The organism is Kitasatospora sp. NPDC041917, from assembly GCF_055589745.1.
Map to the genome: position 1 here is coordinate 59556 of NZ_JBVJBI010000004.1, position 17296 is coordinate 76851.

Sequence of the window (17296 nt, forward strand, 5' to 3'; positions counted from 1 at the left end):
GAAGGGGCCCTCCTCCGCACCGCCGTGCGGAGGAGGGCCCCTTCGGTGTACCGCCCGTCGACTAGCGCTGGGGACGGAGTCGACGGACGGCGACCAGGACGCCCGCTCCGAGGGCGAGGAAGAGGGCGGAGCCGAGGGCGAGGAAGGTGTTGGCGGAGGAGGAGCCGGTCCGGGCCAGCTCGGGGGTGCCCGCGGGGGCGGTGGTGGCCGGGGCCGACGCCTTCGGGGCCTGGGTGGCGGGGGCGGCCGGAGCGGTGTCCCCGGTCCGGTCGACGGCGGGCTCGGCGGGCTCGGCGGCCTTGGTGGGCGCGGGCTTGGGCTTGGCCGGGGTGGTCGGCTTGGCAGTGGTGGTCGGCTTGGCAGTGGCGGTGCCCTGGGGGTGGGTCACCTTGACCGTCTTGAAGTCCGAGCTGCCGGGGCCCTGGGAGCCGGCCATCTCCGCCGAGGCGAACAGGTTGATCGTGGTCACGCCGGCGGGGGTGGCGGCGGCCAGCGAGTAGCGGAACTTGAAGGTGTCGGAGCTGTTGGCGGCCATGCGCTGGCGCTGGGAGCCGGTGACCTCGACGGAGCGCATGCAGCCGTCCTGCAGCTGGAGGTTCTTCCAGGCGCCGGTGTAGTCCAGGTACTGGATCCTGACGTCCTTGAGGCGGGCCGCGGCGCCCGGGCCCGGGGTGACGAGGCCGAGGAAGGGCTCCATGCCGTGGGCGTCCTCGGCGGCCTTGTTGGTGACCTTGAGGGAGACCTCGTTCCAGCTGCCGTCCGCGACCACCGAGGACTTGGCCGAGGTGATGGCGGTGTCGGGGGAGAGCCCGGGAACGTTGGTCGGGGCCTCGTACGCGCCGCCGAGCCGGTGGTCGCCGCAGGCCCAGGCGGTGTCGGTGGCGAGGAACTGGACGCCGCCGGCGAGGACGACGGTGGCGGCGACGGTGGCGATGCGGCGGCGGCCGGAGAGCGCGCGGTCGTTCTTCGCAAAACGGGTGATAACGGGCATGCGCATGACGTGAGTCCCCAGGGTCGACGTGCTGATGGTGTGAGTGGGTGAAGACGACCGGCTCCGCTCCTCGTGAGCGGAAGCGCCCCCCGGCTCCGCCGGTCTCGCTCTCCGTGCCTTCATCCGTATAGACGCGCATCCCCGCGGGGGGTTGCAGACGGGTTCCGAAATTTTTTCGGGCTTCTCCGGCGGGTCCCGACGACGGCCCGAGGAATGGTTGGTATGACCTGGATGATCCGAAATGTGCGGATCGTTCGGCCAGGTCGGTGACTTTTTCGCGGCCGGATAGGGGAGTCCCGGCCGCCCGGGTACGTCTCCGCTCCATCACCCGGGCGACACCGGGTGACCGGCTCCCGGAGGACGCACCCGCATGCCGCCTGGCAACCCTGGCCGTCTCGTCCGGAGTCTGGCCGCACTCATGCTGGTGTCCGCCGCCGCCCTCCCGGCCGCCCTGGAACTGACCGGCCCCCCGCCGTTCGGAGTGATCGGTCCGGGGGCCCCGGCCGACCGCGCGGTGCCGCCGCACACGGCCCTCCAGGCCGACCAGCGGATATCCGCGGCCGCCCCGACGGTCGACATACGCCGCACCGGGGACCCGGCCAACCGGATCACCCTGGTGCTGCTCGGCGACGGCTACACGGCCGACGAGCAGGAGCTCTTCCGGCAGCAGGCCGACAAGGCCTGGCACGCGTTGATGGACATCGAGCCCTTCCGCACCTACCAGGGCTTCTTCAACATCAGGCGGGTCGAGGTGGTCTCCCCGGTCTCCGGGATCGCCGAGTCCGAGAGCCGCGGCCGCAGGACCGCCACCCCGCTCGGCATGCACTTCTGGTGCGAGGGCACCGCCCGGCTGCTCTGCGCCGACGAGTCCGCCACCGCTCGCTACGCGGGCAACGGCGCCGGGCCGCAGTACCTGATAGCGCTGGCCAACTCCACCGAGTACGGCGGCGCCGGCGGCACCGGGGTGACCACCCTGGCGGGCGGCAGCCCGGACGCCGGGCGGATCATCCAGCACGAGATCGGGCACACCGTGGGGGACCTCGGAGACGAGTACGACAGCGCCCCGGACGACGCCGACTACCCGAACCTCGCCACCCTCAACGCCGACGACATGCGCAGGAAGCAGACCAAGTGGTGGCGCTGGCTGGGCGCCGAGTCCCCGGACGGGGCCGGCGTGATCGGGGCGTACCGCAGCGCCAACGGCCTCTACCGGCCCACCCCGGACTCGGTGATGCGCACCCTGGGCAGCGCGTACAACCTCCCCTCGCGCGAGGCGATCATCGAGGAGCTGTACCGCAGGGTCCGGCCGACCGACGCCCCGGTGCCGACTCCCGGCGAGGTGTCCGGGCGGCCCCGGCTCGACGTCCGGCCGCTGCCGCTGACCGGCCCGCGGCAGCTGAAGGTGGAATGGAAGGTGGACGGCGTGCCGGTGGCCCCGCAGTCCGCCGACGGCTCCTGGCTGGACACCGCCCGGCTGGAGCTGGCCCCGGGCCGGACGGCCACCGTGACGGCGACCGTCCGGGACACCACCGACTGGGTGCGGGACGAGGCCTTCCGGGAGCGCTCCATGACCCGCTCGGTGTCCTGGACGCTGACCGGCTGACCGGCTGACCGGCTGACCGGCTGAGGCCCGGTCCCGCGCCCCCGGGTCAGAGCGTCCCATCATGGGATGACTAATCTGGTCGGACTATGACCGTGGAGCCCGCTCGCCCAGCCCCGTCCCCGTCCGTCCCCGCTCCCCGGCTCATCGCCGACCCCCCGGCCGCGCCCGTACCCGCGCCCGTGTCCGTTTCCGCGCCGGTGTCCGTGCGCGCGTCCGCGCCGCCCGGCGGCCGGGCGGCCTGGCTCGCCTGGTCCATCGGGGTCAGTGTCTACATCCTGGCCGTCATCCACCGCACCAGCCTCGGGGTGGCCGGACTGGACGCCGCCGACCGCTTCGGCATCGGCGCCTCGGCGCTCTCCACCTTCTCGATCCTCCAGGTGCTGGTCTACGCGGCCATGCAGATCCCGGTCGGCCTGCTGGTCGACCGGTACGGGCCGCGCCGGGTGCTGCTGTCCGGCGTCGTGCTGCTGAGCGCCGGCCAGCTGGCCTTCGCGTTCAGCTCCGACTTCGGCCCCGCGCTGGCCTCCCGCGCGGTGCTCGGCTGCGGCGACGCGATGACCTTCATCAGCGTGCTGCGGATCGCCGCCCGGTGGTTCCCGGCGGCCCGGAACCCGTTCGTGGCCCAGCTGACCGGCCTGGCCGGGATGGGCGGCAACCTGGTCACCACCGTGGTGCTCGCCAGGGCGCTGCACAGCGAGGGCTGGACGCCCACCTTCACCGCGATCGCGCTGCTGGGCTCGGTGGTGTTCGCGCCGGTCGCGTTCCTCCTGCGGGACGCGCCCCACCAGGAGGCCGTCGTCCGGCCCGGGGCGGCCGCGGCGCGGCCGAAGGTCGGCCGGCAGGTCCTCGCCTGCTGGCGGGAGCCGGGCACCCGGCTCGGGCTCTGGATCCACTTCACCACCCAGTTCCCCGGCAACGCCTTCGGCCTGCTCTGGGGCCTGCCCTACCTGGTGCAGGCCCAGGGGATGTCCCGGGCCGGGGCCGGCGGGCTGCTGACCCTGCTGGTGCTCAGCAACATGACCTTCGGCTTCGTCTTCGGCCGGCTGCTCTCCGTCTCGGCGCGGGCCCGGATGCCGATCGTGCTGACCGTCGTCGCGACCACCGCGCTCGGCTGGGCGCTGGTGCTGGCCTGGCCCGGCGGCCACCCGCCGGCCTGGCTGCTGGTCGGAATCATCCTGGTGATGGGCAGCAACGGCCCGGCCTCGCTGGTCGGCCTGGACTACGCGCGCGCCCGCAACCCCGCGGAGCGGCTCGGCACCGCGTCGGGGATCGTCAACATGGGCGGCTTCATCGGCACGATGATCACCCTGTTCGGCATCGGCGTGCTGCTGGACGCGCTCTCCCCGGACGGCGCCGGGTCGTACTCGGCCACCGCCTTCCGCTGGGCGTTCTGCTGGCAGTACGTCCCGCTGGCGGTGGGCACGGCGATGATCCTGCGGCTGCGCCGGAAGGTCGCGGCGCAGGCGGGCTGAGCCCGGGGCCGGACGGGCCCCGGGCGACGGCCCGTACGGCCCCGGGCCTCAGATGGTGACCGAGAAGTTGGCCAGCACCCGCTCGGCCAGCTCCCGGTCGCCCTCGACGGAGACCGGGCCGGGCCGGCCGCGGCCGCAGGCGAGCCGCAGGTAGGTCTCCCAGTCCATGGTGAGCTGGACGTCGGGGGCCAGGCTGATCGACTCGTCCACGGTGCAGTGGCCGGTGGCGTCCACCCGGACGGTGCGCAGGAACTCCACCGGGCCGGTGACGTCCAGCACCAGGGCCGTCCCGGCCGGGGCCCCGGCCTTGTTGGCGACGGCCTTGGGCAGCAGCTCCAGCAGCAGGTCCCGGGTGATCAGGGCGGCCGGGGCGTCCAGGTTGCCCGGGGTCTCCAGGGCCCGGCGCAGGTCCTGCTCGTGCACCCAGACGTCGAAGGCCCGCATCCGCAGCAGCTCGTGGTACGGGACGTCCCTGGCCAGCGGCCCGGCCGGCCAGCGCACCGGCTCCTCGGGCGTCTGCTTGGCGTTCCGCAGCGCCCGGGAGCGGCGGATGATCGTGTACTCCAGCTCGCCGGTCATCTCCAGGGCGGTGTGGCAGCGGCGCTTGTCGACCGGCAGCTCGACGTAGCGGGCGAACTCGGTGGTGACGTGACGGAGGTCACGCGGCAGCGAGTGGATCGGGCGCGGGTCGCCGAGCAGGTCGGACTCGACCGCGATCACGTGCGAGACGACGTCGCGGACGGACCAGCCGGGGCACTCGGTGGCCCGGTTCCAGGAGCCCTCGGGAAGGGGGGCGACCAGCTCCGATATGGACTCGATGGTCTGGGTCCACGCCTCGGTGTAAGCCTGCACGGTCTGGTTGTCCGTCACGGGAATCTCCGGCCCTCCGTCAGCTTCCTTGCCGCCTGCGCCCCGCCGTCACGGCCGACCGGGATGGTCCGGCTTTCCGGGCGCGCACGCTAACCGCACGTTACGCTGCCGGGAGACAGCTGGGCAGCGCTTTCGGGTGACGATCGTAGGTCTCTTGCCGTGGACGGTGGTACTGTGCGCGCTTCATTGATCCAACTCGCGGTCTCCGACGAGGAGCCGCCCGCCGAGCGGAGGGCTCGGGCGGCGGCCCTGGTACGGGCACAGCAGGGCGCCGACCTGGTGGTGCTCCCGGAGCTGTGGCCGCTCGGCGGCTTCGCCTACGACCTCTGGTCGGACGGCGCGGAGACGCTGGACGGGCCCACCTCGGACGTGATGTCGGCCGCCGCGCGGGCCGCCGGGGTCTGGCTGCACGCCGGTTCGGTCGTCGAACGCGATCCGGACGGGCCGATCTACAACACCTCGCTGCTGTTCTCCCCGGACGGCGAGCTGGTGCACACGTACCGCAAGATCCACCGCTTCGGCTTCGACAGCGGCGAGGCGGTGGTGATGGGCGCCGGGCAGGAGATCGTCACCGCGCCCACCGACTTCGCCACGCTGGGCCTGGCCACCTGCTACGACCTGCGCTTCCCGGAGCTGTTCCGGGCGCTGCTGGACGCCGGGGCGCAGCTGCTGGTGGTGCCGGCGGCCTGGCCCGCCCGGCGGCGCGAGCACTGGACGCTGCTGGCCCGGGCCCGGGCGGTGGAGGAGCAGGCCTTCGTGCTGGCCTGCAACACCGCCGGGACGCACGCCGGGGTCGAGCAGGCCGGGCACAGCATCGTGGTGGACCCGTGGGGCCGGGTGCTGGCCGAGGCGGGGGCGGGCGAGGAGGTCCTGACGGTCGAGTTCGATCCGGCCGAGGTGGCGAAGGCGCGCGCGGAGTTCCCGGTGCTGCGGGACCGTCTGCTGGGGATTCCGGCGCCGGTCCAGCGCTGAGCGGGGGTGGGCGGGGCGCCGGGGACGGGGTTCCGGAGGGTTGGTTCGTACCTGGGTCGGTCGGGTTTGAGAAGATGAGCACTCGTCGTGTTCCCCGCCGGCCCGGACGAGGGCCGGCACGGTAGGCCGCCCGAGGAGGTCGCCCCATGCCTGACAACGGCGCAGGCGACACCCCCCGCCCCGTCATCCACCGCAACAGCCTGCGCGAGCAGATCGCCGGCGCGCTGCGCGAGGAGATGATGGCCGGCCGGCTCGCGGCCGGCCGCAACTTCACCGTCAAGGAGATCGCCGAGCTGTACGGCGTCTCCGCGACCCCGGCCCGCGAGGCCCTGGTCGACCTCGGCGCGCAGGGCCTGCTGCGGGCCGAGCACCACCGCGGCTTCACCGTGCCCGAGCTGGGGTGGGACGACTTCCTGGAGATCTTCGAGTCCCGGGTGCTGATCACCGACAGCTTCCACCGCCAGTACGCCACCCGCCGGGCACTGCCCGACCTCGGCCGGCTGCCCTCGCTGCACCGGCGGGCCGACGCGGCGGTGCGGGCGGCCCGGGCCGGGAACCTGGACGTCATGGTGGGCTGCGACCGCCGGTTCTGGCAGGAGGTCGGCGCGCTGCTCGGCAACCGCCGGATCGCCGACTACCTGGACTGGCTGCGGGTGCAGTCCTGGATGTTCGCCGCGCCCTACCTGCGGGAGCTGCCCGCGCTGGGCGGGATCTGCTGGGAGCGCCACCCGGACCTGGTCGCGGCGATCGAGGCCCGCGACGCGATCGGCGCGCACCGGATCATCTGCGAGTACAACCTGTACACCGTCCGGCTGCTGGCCGGGCTGGCCGGGCAGCCGCTGGAGTCGGTGACCGTCCTGGACCTGCTCACCGAGTTCGTCGGGGAGGAGCCGGCGCCGGTGCCGGTCGAACCGCCGCCCGCGCCGGCGGCCCCGCCGGAGCCGGGCGACGAGCCCGAGCCCGGTGCCGGGCCCGGTGCGGCCCGCACCGGGCGGACCCGCAGCGCCGAGGTGGGCCGGGAGCTCGGCCGTGAGCTGGGACTGGGCCTCGGGCTGGTGCCGCAGCCGCGCACGGTGCCGTACGGCCGGTTCGGCCGACGGCTGTCCGAACCGCCCCCGGAGGCCCCTCGGGGACGGCCCGACCCGCACGCCGCGCCGGGCCGGTAGGGTGGGCGGTCATCGGACCGGGCGCCTCCTGAAAGGCCGTCCGGGTACCGACCCGACCCCCGTCGTCGCCCCGCCCGCGCGGGCGATCCCCGCCTCCGGAGAGGAACTGCCGGCCATGGCCTGCGACCTCTGGCTCGTCCCGCTGGTGGACGCGCTGAGCCACAGCCCCGACAACCCCTTCCGGGACGACCTCGCGCTCTACAACTCGGTGCTGGCCTCGCGCGGGCTGCCCGAGGTGCCGGTCTACCGGTTCGTCCCGGGCATCAGCGGCGCGGTCGAGCCGATAGCCGCCTTCGACTACGACTCGCTGCACTTCCTGCGCCGCGCCTACCTGTTGGGCCTCACCGGCCTGGACATCACCCCGGTCGACGCGCTCGGCGGCGACTACGAGCAGTTGCTGGAGATGTTCGAGAGCAGCGCCGAACAGTCGCACCTGGTCTGGCACTTCGACCACGCCGGCGCGTACGTGCCGGTCGAGTTCGCGGTGCCGCTGGTGGACGATACGCTGCTCGCCGCCGGCGGCCCGCTCGGCTCCAGCCACGGGCTGCTGCGCGAACTCCAGGCCGTCGCACCGGCGCTGGGCATCGACCCGCTCAACCCGCCGGACCCGACCCGGCCGCTCGGCCCGACCGGCCTGGAGCAGCCGTTCGGGCCGCCGATCGACGACGTCCACCCCTTCGCCCGGGAGCGGCACGCCTGGTCGGGCCTGTACGCGGCGGCGACCAGGAGCGTCACCCAGGGTTCGATGATCGTCTTCGCCTGACCCCGGGCGGACAGGTTCTAGCGCAGCGGCCCCTCCGGCGGCCGCTGGCGCGGCATGGTGGGCCGGGTGCCCGGCGGCGGCAGCACCCGCACCTGGGCGCCCACCCCGGGCTCGCTGCGCCCGCCCCAGGCCCCGCCGGACTGGGTGGGCAGCTGGGTCATCGAGGCGCGGAACTCCAGCATCCACTCCGAGGTCTCGGAGCGGACCATGTCCGAGACGTCCTCGCAGAACCGTCGCAGCACGCCCAGGCAGCGCTCGGCGGCCTCGCCCGCAGTGCCCTCGGTCGGGCCGAGCACCTCGCGCACGCACTCCGACGCCCAGTCGAACTGGAAGGCCTCCAGGCGGCGTTGCAGGGCCTGGCCGGTGGAGACGTCCCGCATCCAGCCGGAGGTGAGACCGAAGACCCGGTCGGTGGCCAGGCAGGCGGCGGAGAGCGCGAAGCCGACGTAGCCCCAGCCGGTGCCGTGCGCGAAGGCGCCGGCCAGGTCGACCAGCGGGGCGGTCACCCCGCCCACCGCGAAGCCGGCCGCGCCGAACCGCAGCACGCGGGCCCAGCGGCGCTTCCAGACGCGGTCCCGGCGGTACCACTCGATCGCCTCGACCGCCCGCTCCTCGGACCAGCGGTAGAGCTCCTCCAGCCGTTCGGCGGGCTCGCCCCAGTCCCCCAGCGGGAACTGGCGGGTGCTCAGATCGGCCCGCTGGCGGGTGGAGGCCCGTCGGACGACGGCGGCGGCGGGCGGGTCCTCCTCACCGATCTCCTTGCCCCAGGCACTCTCCTCGGGCTGCATTTCCGGCTGGCTCACCTGTGGGGCTCCCTGTGGCGGGCGGACTGCTGGCTCTGTCGGCGCAACGGCTGACGTGGTGTCCGCCGGTGGTTCTCCAACAGCACTTCTTACCGCCAAATGGCTGACCGTGGGGGCGCTTCTCCGCTGATCGTTACCGGTTTCGGCCAACGGAACCCGAGGTGGGCGGGTTGCGGGAGGCGGCGAGATTTCACCCGTCCGAGCGAGGGCCCGGTGACCCGACGTCGTGACCCGACCACCCACCGCCGAACCGGCCCCGTCGGGCTTGGAGGATCCTCCGACATCCTCGGCGTACGGAGCTCCTCCGCTGGAGGATCCGACGGGACCGGGGAGCGGCCGGAACAGGCCACCGACTACGCTGCCAGGCGTGAAGGTCCTCGTCATCGGCGGCGGCGCCCGCGAACACGCCCTGTGCCGCTCCCTGTCCCAAGATCCCGCAGTGACCGAACTGCACTGTGCCCCGGGCAACGCCGGGATCGCGCAGGTCGCGACGGTCCACCCGGTCGACCAGCTGGACGGCGCGCAGGTCGCCGCGCTGGCCGGCCGGCTCGGTGCCGCCCTGGTGGTGGTCGGCCCGGAGGCCCCGCTGGTGGCCGGCGTCGCGGACGCCGTGCGCGCGGCCGGCGTCCCGGTGTTCGGTCCGTCCGCCGCGGCCGCCGAACTGGAGGGCTCGAAGGCCTTCGCCAAGGATGTGATGGCCGCGGCCGGCGTCCCCACCGCCCGGTCCTACGTCTGCACCACCGCGGCCGAGGCCGCCGAGGCGCTGGACGCCTTCGGCGCCCCGTACGTGGTCAAGGACGACGGCCTGGCCGCCGGCAAGGGCGTCGTGGTCACCTCCGACCGCGAGGCCGCGCTGGCGCACGCCGCCGGCTGCGAGCGCGTGGTCATCGAGGAGTACCTGGACGGCCCCGAGGTCTCGCTGTTCGCGATCACCGACGGCACCACCGTCGTCCCGCTCCAGCCCGCCCAGGACTTCAAGCGCGCGCTGGACGGCGACGAGGGCCCGAACACCGGCGGCATGGGCGCCTACTCCCCGCTGCCGTGGGCGCCCGCCGGGCTGGTCGAGGAGGTCCTGGAGACCGTCCTCCAGCCGACCGTGGACGAGCTGCGCCGCCGCGGCACCGAGTTCTCCGGCCTGCTGTACGCGGGCCTGGCGCTCACCTCGCGCGGCACCCGGGTGATCGAGTTCAACGCCCGCTTCGGCGACCCGGAGACCCAGGTCGTGCTGGCCCGGCTGCGCACCCCGCTGGCGGGCGTGCTGCTCGCCTCCGCCACCGGAAGCCTGGACCAGCTGGAGCCGCTGCGCTGGGACGAGGGCGCGGCCGTCACCGTGGTCGTCGCCTCCGAGGGCTACCCGGACGCCCCGCGCACCGGCGACCCGATCGAGGGCCTGGCCGAGGCGGAGGCGGACGGCACCGCGTTCGTGCTGCACGCCGGGACGAAGGCGGACGAGGACGGCCGGGTGCTGAGCGCCGGCGGCCGCGTCCTGTCGGTCACCGCGACCGGCACCGACCTGGCCGAGGCGCGCGAGCGCGCGTACGCCGCGGTGGACCGGATCTCCCTCAAGGGCGGCCAGCACCGCACCGACATCGCGCTGAAGGCGGCCACCGCCTGAGCCCCCCGCCCGCTCCGCCCGCGGCCCCCGTGCGAACCGCTCGCACGGGGGCCGCGGTGCGTGCCACCGAGGTAGGGGCGGCGGCCCGCAGCCGCCCCTACCAGCAGGGGTGAGCGGGATTCGAACATCCGCGCCCACCGGTCAACCCCATGGGCGCAGCGTTCCCGGCGTTTCGGGGCCGGAGCGGCCACGGGGGCCGACGCACCGTTCGGCCGACGGATTCCAGCCCATCGGGTGACAGCACCCGCATCCGGCTGACGCAACCGGCCGCGCGGCCTTATGGTGCGCTGGATCGCGGTGCGCGGGGCCCGTGCGCCGGGGTCGCCGCCGGGTAGCGGTGCTCCCACGGGGGGATGCTGGACGGCGTCCGGCCGGTCGGTCGTCGGGGTGCTTCGCACCGGACCGGTCGCCGGCGTCCGGGCGGTGTCACCGGAACACCCGGGCGGCGTCACCGGAACAACCGGGCGGTGTCACCGGGACGAGTGGAAACCGGGGTGATCCGGAACGCCCACCCGGACCGGGGCGTCGAAAATGTCAGTAGCGCCACGCAGCATGCACTACCGGGATCGGACACCTCCGCTTCCCGGTCGGAACTGATCGTTTCGAGTCGGCTCAGGGCCCGAAGCCGGGCGCCCGAGGGCTCCGAAGGGGGTGCCGCACCGTATGGCCGCAATCGACATCGCGCGCGCTCACGCCCAGGTGGTGCTGCGGATCCGAGGCCTCGCCCGGGCCGCCGCCGCCCTGCCCGCCGCCGTGGCGGTGGTCCTGCTCGCCGGCCGGTTCACCGGCCGGATCGGCGCGCCCGGGGCCGCCGACGCCGCGGGCTGGGACGCCGCCCGCTGGGCGGTCTGCGCGGTCGCCGCGCTGACCCTCGCGGTGGCCGGGCTGACCGCCCGGGCCCTGCACCGGACCGTCCCGCCGCGCACCCCGGCCGTCCCGCTGGAGCGCGCCGAGGCCCCCGAGCTGTACCGGCTGATCGGCGAGCTGGCGGATCGGCTGGAGGTGCCCGCGCCCTCGGCCGTGGCCCTCACCCCGGACTGCGACAGCTGGCTGGAGGACGTCCCGCCGAGCCGGCGGACGGCTCCGCCGCGGCCGGACCCCGGGGCGCCCGCCCCCGTCCTGGTGATCGGCTCGCCCTTCCTGTGGTGGATGCGGTCCGGTGAACTGCGCGCCCTGCTCGCCCCCGTGGTGGCCGGCACCGCCGCCTCCGCCGACCCGGAGATCGCCGCCGCCCGGCGCTTCCTGCGCAGCCTGGACGCCTGTCTGGACTCCGGCGCCGGCGCGGCCCCCGGTCTCGGCGGCGCCACCCTGGCCGCCCCGCCCCGGCCGCCCCGGCGCGGTCCGGCGGCGCTCGCCGACCGGATCGTCCGCAGGGTCGTGCGCCGCCTGCTCGGCGCCTGCCGGGGCCACTCCGCCGAGCTGGAGCGCTCGGTCGCGAGCTGGGCCTCCGAGCAGGCCAGGACGGTCGACTACGGACTGCGGATCGCCGCCCAGGAGCAGGTCGGCCTGGCCTACGCGGGCTGGGACCGGCTGCTCACCAGGGTCGCGCTGCCCGCCTGGCGGCTCGGCCGCCACCCGGCCCACCTCAACGCCGGCGTGGTCGCCGCGCTCACCGAGCTGTCCCGCCGCGACCGGCTGGCCGACGGCTACGGCAGCCGGCTCGGCGACCGCCCCGCCTGCGACCTGCTGGAGGAGCCAGGCACCGTCGACCGGGCGGTCTCCCGGCTCGCCGCCGACCTGTTCTTCGGCCGCCCGGCGGCCGGCGCCTGGCGCGAGCTGGAGTGGGCCGACTACCCGGCCGAGGTGGTGGACGCCGGCTGGCGGGCGGGCGCCGCCACCCTGCAGACCGCCCTGGACCGGCTCGCCCCGCAGTCCCGCCCCGGCGCCCCGACCCTCACCCGGCTGCTGGGCCGGCTCGCCGAGGGCGACGGAGAGCTGCTGGCCGCCGCGCTCGCCGCCCAGCTGGCCCGCACCACCGCCCCGGCCCCGCTGCTCGAACCCGACCGCAGCGGCCGCGACCTGCTGGTCGAGCACGTCACCGCGATGGTCTGCTGCGCCGCCGTGGACACCGCCGGCGGCGCCCCCGGCCTGGACTGGCTGGACGGCCCGGTGCTGCTGCTCGGCGGGGTGCGCCGCACCGACCTGGCCGGTCCGGTCGCCCAGGCCGTCGAGCAGGGCCAGGACGGTCCGCTGCGCGCCTGGCTGGACGCCGCCGACGTCCGTCTTGAGAAACCCGTGCGCCTCTGACGTCCCGGGTGTCACAGGAGGGCGCTCGGTACCGCCGCACGCGCCCCCAAAAGGGTCGGCCGCGGGGCGTCTTCGCAGGCCGGAGGCCCCTCCCGGGAGGCGCGCGAGATTCCCCGCACCAATCGCTACCGGAGGGTGACGCTGCGACAGCAGTCTGTGGTGTATTAGACCGCACGCACATCCGGGGGGCACGTGCCAACCGGGCGGAAGTGCACCTGGGAGGGGCGCGTGGGGACCGAACTCAACCGCCGCTGGGAGTCGGGGACGCACGCCTACAGCGTGTCCGACCCCTTCGGCCAGGGCCCGCTGCCCTGGCTGCGCAGCCCGGACCAGTACCTGGCCGGGGCGGAGGGCGCCGTGCCCTGGTACGTCTCGGTGGGCGCGCCGGGCCAGCAGTCGCTGACGGCCGGAGTCCGCAGGAAGCCGTCCGTCGGAACCCCGCAGGGCGCCAACGACGTGGACCAGCAGATCAAGGGCTTCGCCTCGGCCGGGGTGGTCCGCCCCGGCGGCTCGGTGGACTTCCGGGTCACCGTCAACCCGCCCCGCGAGTTCACCGTGAACATCTTCCGGATCGGCCACTACGGCGGTGACGGCGCCCGCCACATGACCTCCAGCCCGTCGATCGCCGGCCTCGCCCAGCCCGCCCCGCTGGTGGTCGACCGGACGGTCTCCTGCCACCACTGGTGGCACTCCTGGCGGCAACAGATCCCGGCGCACTGGAAGCCCGGCGCCTACGTCGCCGTGCTGACCACCGCGGACATGCTGCACCGCAGCCACATCCCCTTCACCGTCCGGGACTTCGAGGACCGGGCGGGCACCGCCGAACTGCTCCTGGTGCTCCCGGACGTGACCTGGCAGGCGTACAACCTGTTCCCCGAGGACGGCCGCACCGGCGCCAGCCTCTACCACGCCTGGGACGGCCGGGGCGGCCTGGTCGGCGAGCCGGAGGCGGCCGTCACCGTCTCCTTCGACCGCCCGCACGCCACCGCCGGACTGCCGCTGCACGTCGGCCACGCGTACGACTTCATCCGCTGGGCCGAGCGCTTCGGCTACGACCTCTCCTACGCCACCGCCACCGACCTGCACGCCGGCCTGGTGGACCCGTCCCGGCACCGGGCGCTGGTCTTCCCCGGCCACGACGAGTACTGGTCCGAGCCGATGCGCCGGGCCGCCGAGCGGGCCAGGGACGGCGGCACCTCGCTGGTGTTCCTCTCCGCCAACACCATGTACTGGCGGGTCGAGCTGACCGCCGCCGCCTCCGGCGAGCCCAACCGGCTGCTCAACTGCCGCAAGCGGCAGAAGGTCGGCGCCGGCAGCCCGGCCGCCGGGGCGCCCGGCGCGGCCAGCGCGCTGTGGCGGGACGCCGGGGAGCCCGAGCAGCACCTGCTCGGGGTGCAGTACTCGGGGCGGGTCGCCGCGCCCGTCCCGCTGGTCGCCCGGCACACTGCGCACTGGCTCTGGGACGGCACCGGCCTCCAGGAGGGCGACGAGCTGCCCGGGCTGGTCGCCGGCGAGGCCGACCGCTACTACCCCAAGGTGGCGCTGCCCGAGCACGTCGAGCGGGTGCTGCTGGCGCACTCGCCGTACCAGGACCCGGCCGGCCGCACCCGCTACCAGGAGACCTCGCTGTACCGCGCGCCCAGCGGCGCGTACGTCTTCGCGGCCGGCACCTTCGCCTGGTCGCCCGCGCTGGGGCGCCCGGGGCTGACCGACGAGCGCATCCAGCGGGCCACCGCCAACCTGCTGGACCGGCTCTGCAAGAACCAGCTGCACTGACCACGGTGGCCGGGAACCGGCGCGCGGTGGCCGGGAACCGGCGCGCGGTGGCCGGAGAACCGGCGTTCCGGCGGGCGTGAAAGACTGCGGGGGCAGTGACCTCCCCTTTCGCGGTGCCCCCGCCCGTGAACGACCCCTGAGGACTGAACACCTTGAGCGGATTTGTCACCAAGCCCGAGCCGGTCCAGGTACCCGGCCTGGTCCACCTGCACACCGGCAAGGTGCGCGACCTCTACCGCACCGGTTCGGGCGAGCTGGTCATGGTGGCCAGCGACCGGACGTCCGCCCACGACTGGGTGCTGCCGAACGAGATCCCGGACAAGGGCCGCATCCTCACCCAGCTGTCGCTGTGGTGGTTCGAGCGGATCGCCGACATCGTTCCCAACCACGTGATCTCCACCGAGGTCCCGGCCGGCGCCCCGGCCGACTGGAAGGGCCGCACGCTGGTCTGCCGCAGCCTGGAGATGATCCCGGTCGAGGCGGTCGCCCGCGGCTACCTGGCCGGCTCCGGCCTGGCCGAGTACCAGGAGAGCCGCACGGTCTGCGGCATCGCGCTGCCGGAGGGCCTGGAGAACAGCTCCGAGCTGCCCGCCCCGATCTACACCCCCGCGCTCAAGGCCGAGGTCGGCGAGCACGACGAGAACGTCTCCTACGAGGAGACCGCCCGCCGGATCGGCGCCGAACTCGCCTCGCAGTTGCGCCGCACCACCCTGGACGTCTACGCCCGGGCCCGGGACATCGCCCGCGCGCGCGGCATCATCCTGGCCGACACCAAGTTCGAGTTCGGCCTGCTGGACGGCGAGCTGGTGATCGGCGACGAGGTGCTCACCCCGGACTCCTCCCGCTACTGGCCGGCCGACGAGTACGAGGCGGGCCGCTCGCAGTCGTCCTTCGACAAGCAGCTGATCCGCGACTGGCTGGTCTCCCCGGACTCCGGCTGGGACCGCTACAGCGAGCAGCCGCCGCCGGCGCTGCCGGCCGAGATCGTCGAGCTGACCCGCGCCAAGTACATCGACGTGTACGAGCGGCTGACCGGGACCACCTGGGCCTGACCCGCTCGACCGCCCGCGGGCACGGCCTCAGATCCAGCCGTGCTCGCGGGCGATCCGCACCGCCGCGTGGCGGTTCTCCGCGCCCAGCTTGGTGGCCGCCGAGGACAGGTAGTTGCGCACGGTGCCCTGGGAGAGCGAAGCCCGTTCGGCGATCTCGGCGATCGGGGTGCCGTCGGCGGCCAGCTCCAGGACGTCCGTCTCGCGCGGGGTCAGCGGGGTCTCGCCGGCGCTGATCGCGTCCGCCGCCAGCTCGGGGTCCACGTACCGGCCGCCGGAGCGCACGGTGCGGATGATGCCGGCCAGGTCCGCCGCCGAGACGGTCTTCGGCAGGAAGCCGCGCACCCCGACCTCCAGCGCCCGCTTCAGGTAGCCGGGGCGGCCGTGGCCGGTGACGATCATGCAGCGGCAGTCCGGCAGCGCCAGCCGCAGCTGGGTGGCCACCTCGATGCCGTCCTTGCCCGGCATCTGGAGGTCCAGCACCGCGACGTCCGGGCGGTGGGCCAGCGCCATCGCCAGTGCCTCGGTGCCGGAGCCGGCCTGGGCGACCACCTCGATGTCGTCCTCCAGCGAGAGCAGCGCGGCCAGCGCGCCCCGGATCAGGTGCTCGTCGTCGGCGAGCAGGACGCGGACGGGCGCGGCGTTCTCGGTCATCGGGCGGTCTTTCTTCCTCAGCGGGGGAGCGGGACGGTGGCGAGCATCCGGAAGACGCCCGCCTCGGCGGTCGACACGGTCAGTTCGCCGTCGTGGGCGGCGAGCCGCTCGCGCAGTCCGCGCAGCCCGGTGCCGCTGCCCTGGGAGGGGAACGGGATGTCGGGCACCCCGTCATTCTCCAGCTCCAGTACGGCCCGTCCGTCCTCGGTCCGCAGCCGGATCAGGCAGCGGCCGGCCTCGCTGTGCCGCAGCACGTTGGTGGTGGCCTCGCGGATCACCCAGCCGAACACCGACTGGACCGGGCCCGGCAGCCGGTCGGCGTGCTCGCCGAGGTCGATCTCGCAGGAGACGTCGGCCGAACGCAGCACCGCCCGGGCGCCGATCGCCTCGGCGTGCAGGTCGGCGGTGCGGTAGCCGCGGATGACGTCCCGGACCTCGCGCTGCGACTCCTGGGCGATCTTCTGCACCTCGGCCATCTGGTCGGCGGCCTCCTCGCGCCCCCGGCGGGCGAGCTGGACGGCGAGCTCGCTCTTCAGCGCGATGGTGGTGAGGTTGCGGCCCATCACGTCGTGGAGGTCGCGGGAGAAGCGCAGCCGCTCCTCGGCGACGGCCAGCCGGGACTGGGCCTCGCGGGCGGCGTCCAGCTCCCAGACGATCGAGGTGAGCCAGGCGAAGCTGCGGCAGCTGGGGCCGAGGAAGGCCATCCCGAGGGTGAGTCCGGCCAGGTAGCCGGCGGTGCCGGCGGGGTCGATCCCGGCGAGTACCGCGGCCGGGAAGACGGCCAGCAGCATGCCCAATCCGACGACGGCGGCCCGGCGGGGAGCCAGCGCCACGCACACCGGGCCGTGGGCGAACAGCAACAGGCTGCTGGTGACGAACAGGGTGAAGGGGAGGCCGCCGGGGCTTTCCGGTCCGCCGTCGGCGGGGCCGAACAGCAGGACGGTCCAGGAGCCCGCCACCGCGAGGCCGACCGAGAGGGCGAGCCAGAGCCGGGGGTCGGTGGGGCGGCCGAGGTAGTGGTCCATCGCGACGCGGTAGGTCCGCAGCAGGACCAGGGTGGTGGCGAGCCCGATCAGTACGGAGATCCGGATCACCGGGATGTTCCCGGCCTGGCCGACGGCGCTCCCGGCGCCGAGCAGGACGCCGGGTAGGACGAACATCGCCATCAGGTAGAGCGACCAGCGCAGGTACAGCTCGGTGCGCTGGGGTTTGCTCAGGCTGGTCCAGTGCCGATGCGGCGACCGCATTCTCACTTCTTCCGCCCCCAGTTCGACCACGATCCTGCTTGCTGCCTTCATATCAGAGGCCGTACCGG

The 17296-nt window shown here is 74.5% G+C and carries 14 protein-coding genes; 9 read left to right on the forward strand and 5 right to left on the reverse strand.

Annotation, left to right across the window (positions count from 1 at the left end):
* Positions 1–61: 61 nt before the first annotated feature.
* The gene (locus tag ACZ6EM_RS05995) at positions 62–997 is read right to left on the reverse strand and encodes an LPXTG cell wall anchor domain-containing protein (RefSeq protein WP_452178186.1); all 936 of its coding nucleotides are present in this window, start codon (positions 995–997) and stop codon (positions 62–64) included.
* 364 nt (positions 998–1361) lie between these two features.
* Here ACZ6EM_RS05995 and ACZ6EM_RS06000 point away from each other — a divergent pair, with 364 nt between their 5' ends.
* A complete protein-coding gene (locus ACZ6EM_RS06000) occupies positions 1362–2594 on the forward strand; it encodes a M64 family metallopeptidase (RefSeq protein WP_465771807.1) in 1233 nt (410 codons plus the stop codon).
* A gap of 179 nt (positions 2595–2773) precedes the next feature.
* The gene (locus tag ACZ6EM_RS06005; RefSeq protein WP_465771808.1) at positions 2774–4066 is read left to right on the forward strand and encodes an MFS transporter; all 1293 of its coding nucleotides are present in this window, start codon (positions 2774–2776) and stop codon (positions 4064–4066) included.
* 48 nt (positions 4067–4114) lie between these two features.
* On the opposite strand, the gene ACZ6EM_RS06010 is transcribed toward ACZ6EM_RS06005, so the two are convergent.
* On the reverse strand, positions 4115–4936 hold the full coding sequence (locus ACZ6EM_RS06010; protein ID WP_359897700.1) for a maleylpyruvate isomerase family mycothiol-dependent enzyme: 822 nt from the start codon (positions 4934–4936) through the stop codon (positions 4115–4117).
* A 174-nt stretch (positions 4937–5110) separates the two neighbouring features.
* Between ACZ6EM_RS06010 and ACZ6EM_RS06015 the strand changes: the two genes are divergently transcribed.
* From ACZ6EM_RS06015 to ACZ6EM_RS06025, 3 genes are all read left to right on the forward strand, one after another.
* On the forward strand, positions 5111–5908 hold the full coding sequence (locus tag ACZ6EM_RS06015) for a carbon-nitrogen family hydrolase (protein ID WP_380541343.1): 798 nt from the start codon (positions 5111–5113) through the stop codon (positions 5906–5908).
* Positions 5909–6054: 146 nt separating this feature from the next.
* Complete coding sequence (locus ACZ6EM_RS06020) at positions 6055–7074, forward strand: GntR family transcriptional regulator (protein WP_380541346.1); 1020 nt, start codon at positions 6055–6057, stop codon at positions 7072–7074.
* Positions 7075–7189: 115 nt separating this feature from the next.
* Complete coding sequence (locus tag ACZ6EM_RS06025) at positions 7190–7837, forward strand: hypothetical protein (RefSeq protein ID WP_359897704.1); 648 nt, start codon at positions 7190–7192, stop codon at positions 7835–7837.
* Positions 7838–7854: 17 nt separating this feature from the next.
* Here the strand turns inward: ACZ6EM_RS06025 and ACZ6EM_RS06030 are convergent, their stop codons facing one another.
* Positions 7855–8640: an SLATT domain-containing protein gene (locus ACZ6EM_RS06030; RefSeq protein ID WP_359897705.1), complete on the reverse strand. Its 786-nt coding sequence runs from the start codon at positions 8638–8640 to the stop codon at positions 7855–7857.
* A 367-nt stretch (positions 8641–9007) separates the two neighbouring features.
* On the opposite strand from ACZ6EM_RS06030, the gene purD reads away from it, so the two are divergent.
* The 4 genes from purD to ACZ6EM_RS06050 all read left to right on the forward strand — a co-directional run bounded on the left by purD (position 9008) and on the right by ACZ6EM_RS06050 (position 15330).
* On the forward strand, positions 9008–10255 hold the full coding sequence (purD, locus tag ACZ6EM_RS06035; RefSeq protein ID WP_401054662.1) for a phosphoribosylamine--glycine ligase: 1248 nt from the start codon (positions 9008–9010) through the stop codon (positions 10253–10255).
* 663 nt (positions 10256–10918) lie between these two features.
* Entirely contained in the window at positions 10919–12502 is a 1584-nt protein-coding gene (locus ACZ6EM_RS06040) for a hypothetical protein (RefSeq protein ID WP_401055255.1), read from the forward strand.
* A gap of 228 nt (positions 12503–12730) precedes the next feature.
* Positions 12731–14278: a N,N-dimethylformamidase beta subunit family domain-containing protein gene (locus tag ACZ6EM_RS06045; RefSeq protein WP_401052056.1), complete on the forward strand. Its 1548-nt coding sequence runs from the start codon at positions 12731–12733 to the stop codon at positions 14276–14278.
* Between the two features lie 152 nt (positions 14279–14430).
* Entirely contained in the window at positions 14431–15330 is a 900-nt protein-coding gene (locus ACZ6EM_RS06050) for a phosphoribosylaminoimidazolesuccinocarboxamide synthase (protein WP_401052053.1), read from the forward strand.
* Positions 15331–15357: 27 nt separating this feature from the next.
* On the opposite strand, the gene ACZ6EM_RS06055 is transcribed toward ACZ6EM_RS06050, so the two are convergent.
* Both ACZ6EM_RS06055 and ACZ6EM_RS06060 read right to left on the reverse strand, forming a co-directional pair.
* On the reverse strand, positions 15358–15981 hold the full coding sequence (locus ACZ6EM_RS06055; RefSeq protein WP_401052050.1) for a response regulator: 624 nt from the start codon (positions 15979–15981) through the stop codon (positions 15358–15360).
* 17 nt (positions 15982–15998) lie between these two features.
* Positions 15999–17228 carry a sensor histidine kinase gene (locus ACZ6EM_RS06060; protein WP_401052048.1) on the reverse strand — a complete coding sequence of 410 codons (1230 nt, stop codon included), beginning with the start codon at positions 17226–17228 and terminating at the stop codon, positions 15999–16001.
* Between the last annotated feature and the right edge of the window lie 68 nt (positions 17229–17296).